General features: G+C 43.3%; 19 protein-coding genes. 15 read left to right on the top strand and 4 right to left on the bottom strand.

Going from position 1 to position 16,157, the window contains the following annotated elements:
- The first annotated feature begins 35 nt into the window (after positions 1 to 35).
- Positions 36 to 1,205 (top strand): hydroxymethylglutaryl-CoA synthase, encoded by a 1,170-nt coding sequence (locus FFM64_RS06645; protein ID WP_137607229.1) that lies wholly within the window; start codon positions 36 to 38, stop codon positions 1,203 to 1,205.
- 48 nt (positions 1,206 to 1,253) lie between these two features.
- Here FFM64_RS06645 and FFM64_RS06640 read toward each other — a convergent pair whose 3' ends face one another.
- On the bottom strand, positions 1,254 to 1,871 hold the full coding sequence (locus FFM64_RS06640) for a hypothetical protein (protein ID WP_137607228.1): 618 nt from the start codon (positions 1,869 to 1,871) through the stop codon (positions 1,254 to 1,256).
- A gap of 97 nt (positions 1,872 to 1,968) precedes the next feature.
- On the opposite strand from FFM64_RS06640, the gene FFM64_RS06635 reads away from it, so the two are divergent.
- Positions 1,969 to 2,610: a DNA alkylation repair protein gene (locus FFM64_RS06635; protein ID WP_223876916.1), complete on the top strand. Its 642-nt coding sequence runs from the start codon at positions 1,969 to 1,971 to the stop codon at positions 2,608 to 2,610.
- Positions 2,611 to 2,643: 33 nt separating this feature from the next.
- Here the strand turns inward: FFM64_RS06635 and lexA are convergent, their stop codons facing one another.
- Positions 2,644 to 3,273, bottom strand: a complete 630-nt coding sequence (gene lexA, locus FFM64_RS06630) for a transcriptional repressor LexA (protein ID WP_137607227.1) — start codon at positions 3,271 to 3,273, stop codon at positions 2,644 to 2,646.
- Between the two features lie 130 nt (positions 3,274 to 3,403).
- Here lexA and FFM64_RS06625 point away from each other — a divergent pair, with 130 nt between their 5' ends.
- Together FFM64_RS06625 and FFM64_RS06620 are read left to right on the top strand one after the other, a co-directional pair.
- A complete protein-coding gene (locus FFM64_RS06625; protein WP_171000320.1) occupies positions 3,404 to 3,667 on the top strand; it encodes a DUF896 domain-containing protein in 264 nt (87 codons plus the stop codon).
- Between the two features lie 97 nt (positions 3,668 to 3,764).
- Complete coding sequence (locus FFM64_RS06620) at positions 3,765 to 4,001, top strand: YneF family protein (protein ID WP_137607225.1); 237 nt, start codon at positions 3,765 to 3,767, stop codon at positions 3,999 to 4,001.
- Between the two features lie 20 nt (positions 4,002 to 4,021).
- On the opposite strand, the gene FFM64_RS06615 is transcribed toward FFM64_RS06620, so the two are convergent.
- Positions 4,022 to 4,657: a lysophospholipid acyltransferase family protein gene (locus FFM64_RS06615; RefSeq protein ID WP_137607224.1), complete on the bottom strand. Its 636-nt coding sequence runs from the start codon at positions 4,655 to 4,657 to the stop codon at positions 4,022 to 4,024.
- Between the two features lie 110 nt (positions 4,658 to 4,767).
- Here FFM64_RS06615 and FFM64_RS06610 point away from each other — a divergent pair, with 110 nt between their 5' ends.
- From FFM64_RS06610 to FFM64_RS06600, 3 genes are all read left to right on the top strand, one after another.
- Positions 4,768 to 5,520, top strand: coding sequence for a tRNA1(Val) (adenine(37)-N6)-methyltransferase (locus FFM64_RS06610; protein ID WP_137607223.1), 753 nt, complete (start codon positions 4,768 to 4,770; stop codon positions 5,518 to 5,520).
- Positions 5,510 to 5,785, top strand: a complete 276-nt coding sequence (locus tag FFM64_RS06605; protein ID WP_223876915.1) for a GIY-YIG nuclease family protein — start codon at positions 5,510 to 5,512, stop codon at positions 5,783 to 5,785. The genes FFM64_RS06610 and FFM64_RS06605 overlap by 11 nt, the downstream gene beginning before the upstream one ends.
- Positions 5,786 to 5,866: 81 nt before the next feature.
- The gene (locus tag FFM64_RS06600) at positions 5,867 to 6,865 is read left to right on the top strand and encodes a D-2-hydroxyacid dehydrogenase (protein ID WP_137607222.1); all 999 of its coding nucleotides are present in this window, start codon (positions 5,867 to 5,869) and stop codon (positions 6,863 to 6,865) included.
- Between the two features lie 102 nt (positions 6,866 to 6,967).
- On the opposite strand, the gene FFM64_RS06595 is transcribed toward FFM64_RS06600, so the two are convergent.
- A complete protein-coding gene (locus tag FFM64_RS06595) occupies positions 6,968 to 7,690 on the bottom strand; it encodes an HAD family hydrolase (protein ID WP_137607221.1) in 723 nt (240 codons plus the stop codon).
- Positions 7,691 to 7,913: 223 nt separating this feature from the next.
- Between FFM64_RS06595 and rpsB the strand changes: the two genes are divergently transcribed.
- The 8 genes from rpsB to FFM64_RS06555 all read left to right on the top strand — a co-directional run bounded on the left by rpsB (position 7,914) and on the right by FFM64_RS06555 (position 15,922).
- Complete coding sequence (rpsB, locus tag FFM64_RS06590; protein WP_137607220.1) at positions 7,914 to 8,720, top strand: 30S ribosomal protein S2; 807 nt, start codon at positions 7,914 to 7,916, stop codon at positions 8,718 to 8,720.
- A gap of 102 nt (positions 8,721 to 8,822) precedes the next feature.
- On the top strand, positions 8,823 to 9,701 hold the full coding sequence (gene tsf, locus FFM64_RS06585; RefSeq protein ID WP_137607219.1) for a translation elongation factor Ts: 879 nt from the start codon (positions 8,823 to 8,825) through the stop codon (positions 9,699 to 9,701).
- A 164-nt stretch (positions 9,702 to 9,865) separates the two neighbouring features.
- The gene (gene pyrH / locus FFM64_RS06580) at positions 9,866 to 10,588 is read left to right on the top strand and encodes a UMP kinase (RefSeq protein ID WP_137607218.1); all 723 of its coding nucleotides are present in this window, start codon (positions 9,866 to 9,868) and stop codon (positions 10,586 to 10,588) included.
- Position 10,589: 1 nt separating this feature from the next.
- Entirely contained in the window at positions 10,590 to 11,153 is a 564-nt protein-coding gene (gene frr, locus FFM64_RS06575; protein ID WP_137607217.1) for a ribosome recycling factor, read from the top strand.
- Between the two features lie 118 nt (positions 11,154 to 11,271).
- A complete protein-coding gene (locus tag FFM64_RS06570) occupies positions 11,272 to 12,051 on the top strand; it encodes an isoprenyl transferase (protein ID WP_137607216.1) in 780 nt (259 codons plus the stop codon).
- Between the two features lie 18 nt (positions 12,052 to 12,069).
- The gene (locus FFM64_RS06565) at positions 12,070 to 12,855 is read left to right on the top strand and encodes a phosphatidate cytidylyltransferase (protein WP_137607215.1); all 786 of its coding nucleotides are present in this window, start codon (positions 12,070 to 12,072) and stop codon (positions 12,853 to 12,855) included.
- A 39-nt stretch (positions 12,856 to 12,894) separates the two neighbouring features.
- The gene (gene rseP / locus FFM64_RS06560) at positions 12,895 to 14,172 is read left to right on the top strand and encodes an RIP metalloprotease RseP (protein WP_137607214.1); all 1,278 of its coding nucleotides are present in this window, start codon (positions 12,895 to 12,897) and stop codon (positions 14,170 to 14,172) included.
- Positions 14,173 to 14,212: 40 nt separating this feature from the next.
- Positions 14,213 to 15,922 carry a proline--tRNA ligase gene (locus tag FFM64_RS06555; RefSeq protein ID WP_137607213.1) on the top strand — a complete coding sequence of 570 codons (1,710 nt, stop codon included), beginning with the start codon at positions 14,213 to 14,215 and terminating at the stop codon, positions 15,920 to 15,922.
- The last annotated feature ends 235 nt before the right edge of the window (positions 15,923 to 16,157 follow it).

The following is a 16,157-nucleotide window of genomic DNA, read 5'->3' as shown; positions in this document are numbered from 1 at the left end:
GAAATCATTGTATGAGCCAAACTGGAGGAAATACGTTGAAAATTGGAATAGATAAGCTACATTTTGCAAGTTCACACTTGTATGTCGATATGGCAGAATTAGCAACTGCTCGTAATGAAGCACCTGACAAATATTTAATTGGCATTGGCCAATCAAAAATGGCAGTGATTCCACCCAGTCAAGACGCAGTAACATTGGCAGCAAATGCCGCTGCGCCGATGCTAACGGCAGCAGATATCAAGGCGATTGATCTCCTGATCGTCGCAACGGAATCGGGTGTCGATAACTCTAAGGCGGCCGCCATCTACGTTGCTAAACTGCTGGGGCTAGATCGACGGCTGCGAACCATTGAGATGAAGGAAGCTTGCTATGCCGCCACTGCTGGGGTGAAATTAGCGCAGGATCACGTTCATGTTCATCCTGAAAAAAAGGCACTGGTAATTGGGACCGATATTGCTCGTTATGGTTTACATACGCCTGGGGAACCCACGCAGGGCGGTGGGGCCATGGCGATGTTAATTAGTGCGGACCCGCAAGTGTTGGCTTTGGCAGATGATTCGGTATTATTGAGTCAAGATGTGATGGACTTTTGGCGGCCACTATACCACACGACGGCCTTAGTTGATGGCAAGTATTCGTCCAACATCTACATTGATTATTTTCAGGATGTTTTTAAGACTTACCTCGAAGAGCAGCAGACAACAATTGAGGCTTTTAAGGCGCTAACTTTCCATTTGCCATATACAAAAATGGGTTTAAAAGCATTGCGCAGTGTCCTGCCAATGGCAACGACAACACAGCAACAAGCATTATCAACTCATTTTGAACATGCCCGTCAGTTAAACCGTGAAGTCGGAAATCTTTATACGGGTTCACTGTATTTAAGCTTACTTTCCCTATTATTGACTGATCCTGAGCTAATGACTGATGATCTGATTGGACTATTTAGCTATGGTTCAGGTGCTGAGGGTGAATTTTATACTGGTCGCTTACAAGCAAACTATCAGCAGGGCTTAGACTTAGGGTTGCCACAGCGATTGGCACGTCGACGCCGAGTGAGTGTGACAGAATATGAGATGTTGTTTAATGGTCAGCTGGCACTCAACGCTGACGATCAAACGATTGCTTGTGATGATGACCCACATCGCTTTGTCCTGACGGGGCAACGGCATGAGCAACGACAATATCAAGATCGCGAGAACTAAAAAAATGCGTTGCTAGCCACAGTTTGAGTGGTTTGACAACGCATTTTATTATTTGAAGTTGTTAGTGACAACTTCACCATCTTTTACGCTAAGTAGCGCATTAGTGGTGCTTGGTTCTAACAACTGAATCGTGTAACCCTTAGCTAAATGTTTTTTGATTGAGTTTGATAAGGATTCATAGTTCTGTGTAATCGTTGTGATTGCTTTTTGGTTCTTGTCCGGATACTGTTTGACCGTTTTTAGCGATTTAACATACTTCGCATTCGTAGGGGTCACCGTGAATGTTTTGGTCTTACGATCCAAGCTAACTGTTCCCATCGATTTGTAATTTGACTTGAGTTGTTTTAGAATGCTGTTTTCTTTAAGCTCAGTGGTTGCAGCAGCTTTCTTTTGGTTGGCTTCGTTAAAAACAACCTCAGAAGAACCGATTTTTGCGGTACGATTGTTTTTGCTGGCACTGCTACTTGAGGTAGCCGTTGTTTTAGCGTTGTGAGTTTGATTGTAGGGCCAGTAGGGTAATTTAACAATTGCGAAAATGGTTAACAATGCACTCAAGACGGCGACGACGGCTAGAAATTTCCAACCACCGCCACTTTGACGTGCAGATAGAACTGAGAAAAAGGCCAAGAGAAAAAGAAGTAAGCCAATAATGGCTAAGAATAACATGAAACCAACCCCCAAATTTTAAATTAGTGTAATCATTATACCATTGACAGCTTCATTGATGAGCGTTAAATTCATTGGACTGAAAGGAGCTTTTTAATTGCCACAGTTATTTTTGCCGAGTCATCCCGAAAATCAAGTTGCGATGGCGGCGTACATGCGTGATCAATTTTTCTTTTTAGGTGTTAAGGCGACCGAACGACGTGAACTTACAAAGCCGATAATTAAATTAAGTCGACAAGTAGATTTATCGGAATTGCAAGCGTGGATTGCCGGCTACATGCAGCAACCGGCCCGTGAATATCAGTACGTTGCGATTGATCTCGCATTAGCCAACGTCAAACGTTTTACACCGGAGTTGTTTGACTGGTGTGTCACCCAGATCACGGTAAAAGCGTGGTGGGACACGGTGGATGCTTGGCGCAAAGTTATGACAACTTATTTAGTTGAGCAGGAATGTTTAACGACTTGCGGCAACCAATTTATTACCACCGATGAGATGTGGCCCCGCCGAGTTGGCATCACATTACAATTAAGCTTAAAAGATGCGACGGATCCGGTGTTCTTAACCAAAGCAATCGAAAAGTCACAACCTGATTCAGAATTCTTCATTCAAAAGGCAATTGGCTGGGCTTTAAGAGATTATAGTAAAACGGCTCCGGCGTGGGTAAAGGCCTTTGTCACCAGTCATCAATTATCTGCGTTGGCACAGCGTGAGGCCCTTAAAGCACTACAAAAATAAAAGCAACCGTCAACGACGATTGCTTGGTAGATGCTAATATAACATGTCACGATACAGGCCCACGACTTTACCCAAAACAGAAACGTTGGTTAGAATGATGGGTGCCATAGTGTCATTCTCTGGTTGGAGCCGATAATGATCCGCTTCCTTGAAGAATCGTTTACAAGTTGCTTCGTTCTCATCGGTCATGGCAATAATGATGTCGCCATTGTCTGCTGAACTTTGACGGCGAACAATAACTTGATCACCGTTCAAGATACCGATATTGATCATACTTTCACCGCGAATGGTTAGCATGAATAGGTCGCCACCGAAAGTTTCAAGATCCTTAGGAATTGGGAAATAGTCGGTCGCTTCCTGGACAGCTAGAATCGGCTGTCCAGCCGCAACTGTCCCTAAAATTGGAATTTGGTGTGGTGTGGTTTCTACACCTAGGACGTCGTAGCCAGCCGGTGTGACTTCAATCGCACGGGGTTTAGTCGGGTCTTTTTGAATCAAACCTTTCTTTTCAAGGCGGGCGATGTGACCATGGACGGTCGAGGTCGAAGATAAGTCAACGGCCTCACCAATTTCACGAACGGTTGGCGGGTAACCTTTTTCATTGACACGTTCATAAATAAAACGCAGAACGGCCATTTGTTTGCTTTCAGATGTTTTACTCATCTTGGCACCTCATTTTAATTTTCTTTAGTTGTTAAAATCATTGTAGCATAGGTTTTTGACGCTTTCAAACAAATGTTCGGTTGACAAATACTTTTAATTGATTTAGTGTCAAAAATCGAGTATTCTAGTCATGCTTTTGAAAGGAGTGAACAGTTTGATTTCAAAAGAATTATTGAGTCGAATTAATGAATTGGCGCACAAAGCCAAGGCAGAAGGCCTCACAGAGTTAGAAGAACTCGAACGAAAAGACTTACGTCAAAAATACTTAAAAGAATTTCGGGCCGGTTTCCGGCAACAAGTCGAAATGTTACAAGTGTATGATAAAGATGGTAAAGAAGTCACCCCTGAAAAGGTTCGTCAAGTTCAGCGTGACCGCGGCTTGCGTGATGATTAGCGCTTACAAGGAAGATTTGTCAAATGACAAATTTTCCTTTTCTTTTAGGGTTAATTTGTGTAGACTAGTTTAATGAAGTCAATAAAAAGGGAGGGGAATGACTGTGTCTACTGGTGTTTGGATCTTAATTGTCGTTATCGGCGTTTTAGTCGGTCTTACCGGTGGTTTCTTTGGTGCTCGGCACTACATGCAAAACTACTTGAAACAAAATCCACCAATTAGTGAAGAAATGTTGCGCAGCATGATGATGCAAATGGGTCAACGCCCATCCGAAAAGAAACTGCATCAAATGTTAAACTCAATGAAAGCTGCATCTAAAAACGACAGCAAGTAATGGTAATAAAAAAACACGCCTTAGTTGGCGTGTTTTTTTTCGGCTGGGTCAATATAATGGAAGCTTGGATCAATTTGTTGATCGAGTTCGTCAAAAGCCGTTAACATTTGAGTTTCAATTTGTTTTTGTCCAGCATCGTCAAGCTTCAACTTACGGTCGATATAGATTGGATCACCAAAACGCACGGTTATGCGCTTACGACTAAAGAGTCGCTTGAACGTTAAGGGACCTTGATAGACCGTCGGCACCAGTGGGACACCGGCCATTTTTGCAATTACCGTTGCGCCACCTTTTAGTTCCTGGGAGTGCCGCGTGCCGGATGGAAACATGATTAATGAAAGATTCCCTTGACGTAAAAATTTAACCGGAGTCTTAATGGCCGAGGGACCTGGATGCTGTCGATCCACTGGAAAGGCATTCGCATGCACTAAAATGAAGCGTAAAACGGGATTTTTAAATAATTCTTCCTTGGCCATAAAGCTGAACTGCATCGGGCTTCCCGCTAAGGCATATAATAACGGGTCAAACCACGTGCGATGCGGGCCAACTAGGACGTAGCCACCTTTGGGCAATTTTTCGCGGCCTTGGTAATGGGTATTACCATTAATAATGGCAATAATGACCCGAACCAGTCCGCGCATAAAAGAATAGAACATCGCAAACTTCCTTTCGAAATACTAATTGCCAATAGTATGACGAAATTTTTCGATTTCTGCAAGTAAATTATGTTAAGCTGACAATGAGTTTTTATGAAAGTAGGGAGCCTATGACAGCTGTACCATTGAAGGCCGATGAACGAATCGACCAATTATACAGTCAAACCATCCAAATTATTCAAAGCCCAACAGTGTTTTCATTCTCATTAGATGCGGTTTTATTAGGAGACTTTTCTCAAGTGCCAGTGGCGGCCAAGACGCAGATGGTTGACTTGTGTGCGGGGACTGGCGCAGTAGGCTTATTTGTCAGTGCTAAAACCCGTGGGCACATTACCGAAGTTGAGCTGCAGCCGCGTTTAGCCGATATGGCGGCGAGAAGTATCATTTTAAATGATTTAACCGATCGATTATCCGTCTTAAATGAAGATTTATTGACAATTACCAAACGTATTAAGAAAGATTCAATCGACGTTGTCCTCTGCAATCCGCCGTATTTCAAAGATCAGCCAACTAGCAAAAAGAATCCCAACCCACATTTAGCAATCGCGCGCCATGAAATTTCAGCCAATTTGGATCAGATTATGACTGTGACCAGTGAGCTGCTCAAGACTAACGGTAAGGCTTATTTTGTGCATCGGCCAGAACGCTTAGATGATCTATTCGCAACGATGCGCGCACATCAGTTGGCACCAAAGCGGCTCAGATTTGTGCATCCTAAAGCGGATCGCGAAGCTAACATGGTTTTGATTGAAATGATTAAATCCGGTCGGCCAAATGGCGTGCGGATTTTGCCGCCAGTCATCGTGTATCAGGCCGATGGCAGCTATGGAGAAGAGGTGCACAAACTACTCTATGGCAACTAAACCGTATTATTTCTATGTCTTGTTATGTGCGGATCAAACGTTATATGGCGGTTTCACGGATGACTTAGATCGTCGGCTCGCGACACATAACGCGGGCAAGGGCGCTAAATACACGCGACCACAAAAAAGGCGGCCACTAAAAATGATCTATCATGAAACCTTTGACACCAAATCAGCGGCTTTGAAAGCCGAATATGCTTTTAAACATCAACGCAGAACTGCGAAGTTACAGTACTTAGCCGCACATGGCGTGAAAGTTTTCTAAAGTTTTCAGAAATAGTCATTCTTTTTCTGACATTTACTGTTATAATATCTAATGTATCAATATATAGGAGGAATTTTTGTAATGAAAATTATTGCATATGCTGTACGTGATGACGAACGTCCATTCTTCAAGACATGGATGGAAGAACATCCCGATGTTGAAGTTAAGTTAGTCTCAGAACTACTTGACGAAAAAACTGCCGAATTGGCTAAAGGTTTTGACGGTGCCGATGTATACCAACAAAAGGATTACACCGCTGCTGTTTTGAACAAGTTGGCTGATGAAGGCGTTAAGAACATTTCACTTCGTAACGTTGGTGTCGACAATGTTGACGTCCCAACTGTTAAAGAACGTGGATTAAAGATTTCTAACGTACCTGCATACTCACCAAATGCGATTGCTGAATTATCAGTAACCCAATTGATGCAATTGCTACGTCAAACCCCATTATTCAACAAGAAGTTGGCTAAACAAGACTTCCGTTGGGCACCAAACATCGCTAAAGAATTAAACACGATGACTGTTGGTGTTATTGGTACTGGTCGGATTGGCCGCGCAGCTATCGATATCTTCAAAGGTTTCGGTGCTAAAGTTATCGGTTACGATGTTTACCGTAACGCTGAACTTGAAAAAGAAGGTATGTACGTTGACACATTGGACGAATTATTCGCTCAATCAGACGTTATTACTTTGCACGTTCCTGCATTGAAGGACAACTATCACATGTTAAATGCTGATGCCTTCAGCAAGATGAAAGATGGTGCCTACATCTTGAACTTTGCCCGTGGGACTCTCATCGATTCAGAAGATTTGATCAAGGCCTTAGACAGCGGCAAAGTTGCCGGTGCTGCCCTTGACACTTATGAATACGAAACTAAGATCTTCAACAAAGATCTTGAAGGTCAAACGATTGATGACAAGGTCTTCATGAACTTGTTCAACCGCGACAACGTTTTGATTACACCACATACTGCGTTCTATACTGAACCAGCTGTTCATAACATGGTGCACATCTCAATGGACAACAACAAACAATTCATCGAAACTGGTAAAGCTGACACGCAAGTTAAGTTTGACTAATTTCTCCTGAGTTATTCAAGAGCGCTCATCTTCGGATGGACGCTCTTTTTTTGTTGATCTATGCAAAAAAACGGCTATCATTTGATAGTCGTTAGTACTACATTAGGCAGTGGCTGCGGCAGTTAAGGCCAACAGCAAGTCATTTAGTTCAGCGGGAGTTTGAATGATTTGATCTGGAATGACACTAGGCTGATTTTGACCGTTTTGGCGATGGTTATACCAAAAGGTTTGCCATCCGGCATGTTTGGCACTCGTCATGTCTAAAACGGCATTGTCGCCAACGTAGGCGGCTTCATTTGCCTTGATGCCGGCCTGATGAGCCCAAGTCGTAAAAATCGATGGATCAGGTTTAGCAATCCCGAGTTCTTCTGAAATAAAGATATCATCGGGATGCACATAGCGTTCGATTTGTAATTGATGCAATTTTTGGCGCTGGATCTTAGCCGGTCCATTGGTAATAATACCGATTTGAAAATAGTGACTAACTTTTTCAAGGACAGGACCAAGGCCAGCGAATAGGTCGATATTTTTTAAGGCTTGATGGTAAGCTAGTTCAAATTGAATCGACCAATCAGTTGTAATTGTTTCGGCAATTAGTTCAGCGAGCGCGTGCCGTAACCGGGCCGTTTGCCAGGCTTCTAAGCTGAGTTCATGCGCCGTGACTTGATGGAATGTCCGGTCGGTGAATTCACGAAAACGATTGAAAACAGTTGCCAATTCAACCGGGGTGAAACGTAATTGTGTCGTTTGCGTTAAGGCCGTGCTGAATGGTGATTTTTGGTCGTAGAGCGTGTCATCTACATCAAAAATGATGGCTTTGATCATTTTAATTGAGCCTCCTATGCAGGATAGTATCGTAACACACTTTGTAAAATTCACAAATTCCTGATGAAAATTCTTGCAAGCGGGGCCAATCTTCGGTATACTAATTTTCGGTGTTAAAACCAATTCACACTTGTTGGGATGTGACTGGATGTGCTCGGGAGAGTTCCGGTGGCAGTTGAGCGGCAAGGAGGAATAAAACAAATTTTTTGGAGGCATATTTATTATGGCTGTTATTTCTATGAAACAATTGCTTGAAGCCGGTGTCCATTTTGGTCACCAAACCCGTCGTTGGAATCCTAAGATGAAACCATACATCTTTACGGAACGTAACGGAATCTACATCATTGACTTACAAAAGACGGTTAAGATGATCGATTCAGCTTACAACTTCGTTAAGGATGCTGCCGCTGATGATGGTGTTATCTTGTTCGTTGGGACTAAGAAACAAGCACAAGACTCAATCGAAGAAGAAGCTACCCGTGCTGGTCAGTACTACGTTAACCATCGTTGGTTAGGTGGGACTTTGACTAACTGGAACACCATCCAAACTCGGATCAAACGTCTTAAAGATTTGAAGAAGATGGAAGAAGACGGAACTTTCGACCGTTTGCCTAAGAAGGAAGTTTCATTGTTAATGAAACAACGGGCAAAGCTTGAAAAGTTCTTGGGTGGTATCGAAGATATGCCTCGGATTCCAGATGTTGTCTTTATCGTTGACCCTCGTAAGGAACAAATCGCGGTTAAGGAAGCTCAAAAGTTGAACATTCCGATCGTTGCGATGGTTGATACCAACACTGATCCTGATGACATTGATGTTATCATTCCTTCAAACGATGACGCTATTCGTGCCGTTCGTTTGATTACTTCTAAGATGGCTGACGCTGTCATTGAAGGTCGTCAAGGTGAAGATGAAGACGTTACAGAAGACTCATTCAAGGGTAACAAGGACGCTAAGAAGTCCGCTGACTCATTGGAAGATATCGTTGAAGCCGTTGAAGGCGACAATGACAAGAAGTCTGACAATAAATAATTGAAATAATTAGGCTGTCTAAAAAATCGCGGACCTCATCGGCCTGATTTTGTGGGCAGCCTTTTATAAAAAAATCAAACGGACTCAAAGGAGAGACACACTATGGCAAAGATTTCTGCAGCACAAGTTAAAGAACTGCGTGATAAAACTGGCGTTGGTATGATGGATGCTAAAAAAGCATTAGTTGAAGCAGAAGGCGACATGGCGAAAGCCGTTGACGTTTTACGCGAAAAAGGTGTTGCTAAAGCTGAAAAGAAGAGTGGCCGGGTGGCTGCTGAAGGAATGGCTGCTGTTGCAATTCATGGCGACCATGCTGCAATCGTTGAAGTTAACTCTGAAACAGACTTCGTTGCTTCAAGTGACCCATTCAAGGATTTGATTGCTAAGATTTCTGATCAAATCGCCTTGGAAGCTCCTAAAGATCTTGAAGCTGCTTTAGCTTTAAAGACCGAAAAAGGGACGATCAGTGATGACATTATTGAAACGACTCAAGTAACTGGTGAAAAAGTTAGTCTTCGTCGTTTCAAAGTGATCGAAAAGCAAGCTGACCAAAACTTTGGTGCTTACATTCATAATGGTGGCCAAATTGGTGCCTTGGTTGTCTTAGACGGTGCTGATGAAGCAACTGCTAAAGACGTTGCCATGCACGTGGCTGCAATTAACCCAGAATATGTTTCACGCGACCAAGTGCCTGCCGAAACATTAGCTCATGAAAAAGACGTTTTAGTTAAGGAAGCCTTAAACGAAGGCAAGCCTGAAAAGATCGTCGAAAAAATGGTCGAAGGCCGTTTGAACAAATGGTTGGCTGAAATTAGTTTGGATGATCAAGAATTTGTTAAAGATTCTGATCAAACTGTTTCACATTACGTTGAATCTAAGGGCGGCAAGGTTAACACCTTTGTTCGCTTTGAAGTCGGCGAAGGTATCGAAAAGCAAACTGGTAATTTTGTTGACGAAATCATGAGCCAAATCAAAAAATAATTACCGCTTATAAAAATGATTAAGGGGGATTGCGACAAACATTGTTTTGTGGTAATTCCCTTTTTTTGTAAAAATGTGATTTGAAGTCTGAATTCAGGCTTTTGTATAATGGTTATTGATAATATGGTAGAATGGTTATAGATAATCTCGAGGAGGACGAAACGATGTCGGAAGTAAAATATAAGCGTGTGATCCTAAAGCTGAGTGGTGAAGCCCTAGCCGGGAAAAAAGGCTTTGGGATTAACCCACCAGTCATTAAAACGGTTGCCGAAGAACTTAAGGATGTTTATGAAATGGGCGTCCAGATTGCAATCGTCGTTGGTGGCGGTAATATGTGGCGTGGCGAAGCCGGTGCTCAAATGGGCATGGAACGCGCCCAAGCGGATTATATCGGAATGTTAGCAACCATCATGAATGCCCTAGCACTTCAAGATAATTTGGAATCGATTGGCGTCCCAACTCGGGTTCAAACTTCGATTGAAATGCGGCAGATTGCTGAACCTTATATTCGGCGGAAGGCAATGCGCCATCTTGAGAAGCGTCGGATCGTGATCTTTGCTGGTGGGACTGGTAGTCCCTACTTTTCAACTGACACGACGGCGGCATTGCGTGCTGCTGAAATCAACGCTGATGCCATTTTAATGGCTAAGAACGGCGTTGACGGTGTCTACTCAGCTGATCCCAACAAGGATGCCAGCGCAGTTAAATTCGATACATTGACTCATCTTGATATTATCAATAAAGGGTTGCAAGTTATGGATACGACAGCTAGCTCATTATCAATGGATAATGATATTCCAGTGGTGGTCTTTAACTTGAATGAACCAGGTAATATTCGCAAAGTTGTCGCCGGTGAACACATCGGGACAACAGTCAGGGGGAAATAACATGGCTGTTACAGAACCAATCTTAAAAGATGCACAAGCTAAAATGAAAAAGGCGGAAGTTGCCTTACAACGTGAATTAGGTAATATTCGTGCTGGTCGGGCCAATGCTTCATTGTTGAACCGAATTTCAGCCGATTACTATGGGACTCAAACGCCATTGAATCAAATTGCATCTATTACGGTGCCTGAACCACGAGTTTTGATGGTCACACCATTTGATAAGAGTGCTTTGAAGGAAATCGAAAAGGCTATCTTGGCTTCAGATTTAGGAATCAGCCCAGCGAATGACGGGACTGCCATTCGGTTGGTAATTCCACAATTAACTGAAGAACGTCGAAAAGAGTTAGCTAAAGATGTTAAGGCTGAAGGCGAACGTGCTAAAGTTGCTGTTCGGAATGTCCGGCGTGATGCTATGGATGATTTGAAGAAGGGTAACAAAGCTGGTAACTTTACGGATGATCAACTACATGATTTAGAAGATCAAGCGCAAAAAATTACTGATGCTGCTGGTAAGTCGGTTGATACTATTGTTGCTGATAAAGAAAAAGAAATTCTTGAAGGCTAATTTAGTGCACAATTTGTTAAGGCTTGAAGAAATTCAAGCCTTTTTTTGTTGACGAATAGTTTAATGACGGTTTTTTTGGTAAAATAGGGCTTGGTTAAGCTATTTTTGGAGGTGCAACTTGTTCGCTTTTTTAAATAAGAAAGATCCCGCTGAAACAACTGAAGTAGAATTAGATCCAGAACGCATCCCAGCTCATGTTGCGATTATCATGGATGGTAATGGTCGCTGGGCGAAGGCGCGCCATTTACCACGCGTTGCTGGTCATAAAGAAGGCATGAATACCGTTAAGAAAGTGGCGATCGCTGCGAGTGACTTAGGTATCAAAGTGCTCACACTGTATGCCTTTTCGACGGAAAATTGGAAGCGGCCGACTGATGAAGTGAATTATTTAATGCAATTACCAGTCAGCTTCTTCGACACCTTCGTGCCAGATTTGATTAAGAACAATGTTCGGGTTGAAGTGATGGGCTACACGGATAAATTGCCCGCTAGCACGCAAAAAGCCGTACGCGATGCTATCGCCGATACGAAGGACTGCGATGGCATGGTCTTAAATTTTGCTTTGAATTATGGTTCACGGGCAGAAATTGTGACTGGGATTCAGCAAATTGCGGCCCAAGTTGCGGCCGGCAAACTTGATGTGAGTGCCATCGATGAAAAAACGGTGGATGCGGCTATGATGACTGCACCACTGGCACCGTACCACGATCCCGATTTATTGATTCGGACGAGTGGCGAGGAGCGGATCTCGAACTTTTTGCTTTGGCAAATTGCGTATAGTGAGTTAGAATTCACGGATGTTAAATGGCCCGACTTTACGGCGACGACGTTACAAGCTTGTATCGCAGACTATCAAAGTCGTGATCGTCGTTTTGGCGGTTTATCACCAAAAAAATAAACAAGAGGAGTTTTTGAAATGAAACAACGGGTCATCACAGCGGTTGTTGCGCTGATTTTATTTATCCCAGTAATTTTTATTGGTGGGGTGACGCTGGATATTGTGGCCATGTTATTGGGTGCAATCGCCATGAGTGAGTTACTGGTTATGCGCAAAAAACTGCTTATTTCGTTTGAAGCCATTGTCAGTATGCTGGCAGTTATGGTTCAAATTGCCCCCAGCAAGTGGTTCAATGGCTTGCCGGATCAATTAAACAAAGGCTATGTCGTTTACTTTTTAATCATTTTGATGTTATTGCATACGGTGTGGTCACGGAATCGATTCTCATTTGATGATGCTGGGGTACTGACCTTAGGTATCTTCTATATCGGGATGGGCTTCAACTACTTTACTGCCGCCCGCGGCATCAATGTTGAAATGTTATTGTACTTAATGTTCATTGTTTGGGCAACTGATAGTGGTGCTTACATGGTTGGTCGTAAATTAGGCCGGCATAAGGTAACCCCAATCAGCCCCAATAAGACCTGGGAGGGCTGTATTGGTGGGAGTGTGATTGGTGTCATTATTGCCACTGCCTTTGCGCTTTGGTTCCAGGTCGGTTATCAAAATTGGTTCAGCATGTTACTGATCACGGTTATCCTGTCAGTTGTGGGTCAATTTGGTGATTTAGTTGAGTCCGCTTTGAAGCGTTATTACGGCGTGAAGGACTCCGGTAAGATCTTACCTGGTCATGGTGGTATTTTAGACCGCTTTGACAGTATGTTGCTCGTATTCCCAATTGCACACTTATTCGGGTTGTTTTAACATCGATAACCCCCAGACCTGGGAGAAAGGAACGTTGATTTGATAGTTACTATAATTACGTTCATTATCGTTTTTGGTATTTTAGTCATCGTTCATGAATTCGGGCACTTTTACTTTGCCAAACGTTCAGGAATTCTCGTGCGGGAATTTTCTGTCGGGATGGGTCCCAAGGCGGTTGCATTTCGCCGTCACGCCACGACCTATACCTTACGTTTTTTGCCGATTGGTGGCTATGTCCGGATGGCTGGTGTTGCGGATGATGAAGATGAAGAACTCAAGCCCGGCACGCCAGTCAGTTTGCAAATTGGTGACGATGGACTCGTTCAGTCGATCAATGCCAGTAAAAAAACAACACTTTTCAACGGGATTCCGCTATCCGTAACGGCGACTGATTTGGAAAAAGACCTTTGGATTGAAGGTTATGAAAATGGCGACGAAACTGAATTAAAACATTATCAAGTGCAACATGATGCGACAATCATCGAAAATGATGGGACTGAAGTTCAAATTGCGCCCGTCGATGTTCAGTTTCAATCAGCCAAACTCTGGCAGCGGATGCTGACTAACTTTGCTGGTCCCATGAATAACTTCATTTTAGCAATTATTACCTTTGCTATTTTGGCATTTATGCAAGGTGGGGTGACTTCGGTCACGACCAAGGTACAGTCAACGACGGCTAATTCAGTTGCAAGGCAGGCCGGGATCAAGGCCGGTGATGAAATTATTGCGGTCAATGGCAAGAAAAATACCAGTGCGCAGTCGATTTCGCTATTAATTCAAGATAGTCCTAACAAGCGGGTTAATTTGACCGTCAAGCAAAACGGTCAGACGCGCAAAATTGCCGTTAAACCGGCTGCTAAGACCGTGTCTGGCAACAAGGTTGGCCAAATTGGCGTCCGTTGGGCAACCTCGACGGATACTAGTCTCGGTGCTAAACTAGCTTATGGTTTCACTGGTTCTTGGAATATTACGAAACAGATTTTTCAGGTGCTTGGTCGAATGGTCACCCATGGTTTTAGCTTGAACGATCTGGGTGGTCCGGTGGCAATCTTTGCCACGACTTCGCAGGCGGCTAAATCAGGGTTACGACAAGTGATCTATCTGTTAGCGGTATTATCGATCAACCTTGGAATTGTGAACTTGTTGCCAATTCCGGCCTTGGATGGCGGTAAGCTTTTATTAAATATCGTTGAAGGAATTCGAGGAAAGCCACTCCGAGTTGAGACGGAAAGTGTCATCACATTGATTGGTTTTGGTCTGTTGATGTTGTTGATGGTCTTGGTTACTTGGAATGATATTCAGCGTTATTTCTTTTAGAATCAGATTAAATTGGAACACTTAAGGAGAAGATTTTTAGATGAAACAATCAAAATTGTTAATTCCAACTTTGAAAGAAGTGCCGAATGATGCCGAAGCACTGAGCCATAAAATGATGCTACGTGCCGGTTACATTCGTCAAATTTCTGCTGGGATGTACGCGTACTTACCATTGGCCTATCGGGTCTTGCAAAATATTGAGGCAATTATTCGCGATGAAATGGCCAAGATTGATGCTGCCGAAATGTTAGTACCAGCTGTAATTCCCGCTGAACTCTGGAAGGCGACTGGGCGTTATGACACCTATGGCCCAGAATTGTTTAAGCTAAAGAATCGGCATGAACGTGAATTTATCTTAGGGCCAACCCACGAAGAAACATTTACCTCAATCATTCGTGATGAAGTGAAATCTTACAAGAAGTTGCCATTAACGTTGTATCAAATCCAAGCTAAGTATCGTGATGAAGACCGTCCGCGTTATGGGTTATTGCGGGGTCGTGAATTCATCATGAAGGATGCCTATTCTTTCCATGCGGATGAAGGTTCATTGGATGAAACTTTCCAAGACATGGCACAAGCTTACCAGAATATTTTTGAACGTTGTGGGTTAAAATTCCGCTCAATTATTGGTGATGGCGGTGCAATGGGCGGTAAGGATTCTCGTGAGTATTCTGCCATTGCTCCAGTTGGTGAAGATACAATTGTGTATTCAGATGCGAGTGATTATGCGGCTAACCTTGAAATGGCACGTAGTTTGTACGTGCCAAAGAAGTCACATGCGTCACTCAAAGATCTTGAAAAAATTGACACCCCTGGCGTTGGAACGATTGACGAATTAGCGGACTTCTTAAAAGTCGGTGCTGATCAGCTAGTGAAGAGTATTTTGTTCATGGCCGATGGCGAACCAGTGATGGCACTTGTTCGTGGTGACCACGAAGTCAATGATATTAAGTTGAAGAACTACTTAGGAGCCGATTTCTTAGAAATGGCTACCCCAGAGCAAGCCCAACACTATTTAGGGGCTGGTTTTGGCTCACTTGGTCCAGTTAACGTGAGTGACGATGTGAAAATCGTTGCGGACGTCTACGTGAAAGACATGGCTAATATCACCGTTGGCGCCAATGAAGATGGGCATCACTTTACTAACGTTAATCCAGAACGTGATTTCCATGCGGATGACTACGTTGATATTCGCTTTGCCCAAGAGGGTGAATTATCACCTGATGGTGCCGGCGTGTTGAAATTCACCAAGGGGATTGAAATCGGCCATATCTTCAAATTAGGGACACGTTATTCAAAAGATTTGCATGCGGAAGTCTTGGATCAAAATGGTCGCAATATTCCGGTCATCATGGGTTGTTATGGTATCGGTGTTTCACGGCTTTTGTCAGCAATCGCTGAACAACGTGCTGATGACAATGGTTTGGTTTGGCCTAAGGACATTGCCCCATTCGACGTACACGTGATTCCGGTTAACCCTAAGAAAGCAGAACAAGTTGAAGTTGCCGATCAAATCGAAGCAACTTTGGAAGCTGCTGGCTACAAGGTGCTCTATGATGATCGTAAGGAACGTCCCGGCGTTAAATTTGCGGATTCTGATTTGATGGGGATTCCAGCCCGGATTACCATTGGTAAGAAGGCTAGTGAAGGCATCGTCGAAATCAAGTTACGTAAAACCGGCGAAACGCTTGAAGTTAAGCAAGAAGAAGTTGCTAACAATTTAGCTGTTCTATTGAAGAATATCGACTAGTTTTTTGCGAGTAGTTGGTCTGAATTGATCGATGTTAGTTCGAACTGACGCAACCTGAACGTTGCAAGTTAATATAAAAATGCGTACACTTAACTCATTGTGTATGCAGAAAATCACCTAGTTTCGGCAACCTAGAAACTAGGTGATTTTAGTTCGTTTTAGCTGTGCTTCAATTTGTTGGTGGTTAATTGTGGGTACCACATTTTCAGCAAGCCAAGCCAATTAGAGCGACAGG

Source organism: Lactiplantibacillus daoliensis, assembly GCF_005405005.1.
Classification (GTDB): domain Bacteria; phylum Bacillota; class Bacilli; order Lactobacillales; family Lactobacillaceae; genus Lactiplantibacillus; species Lactiplantibacillus daoliensis.
This window is presented reverse-complemented; position numbering and strand designations above follow the sequence as displayed.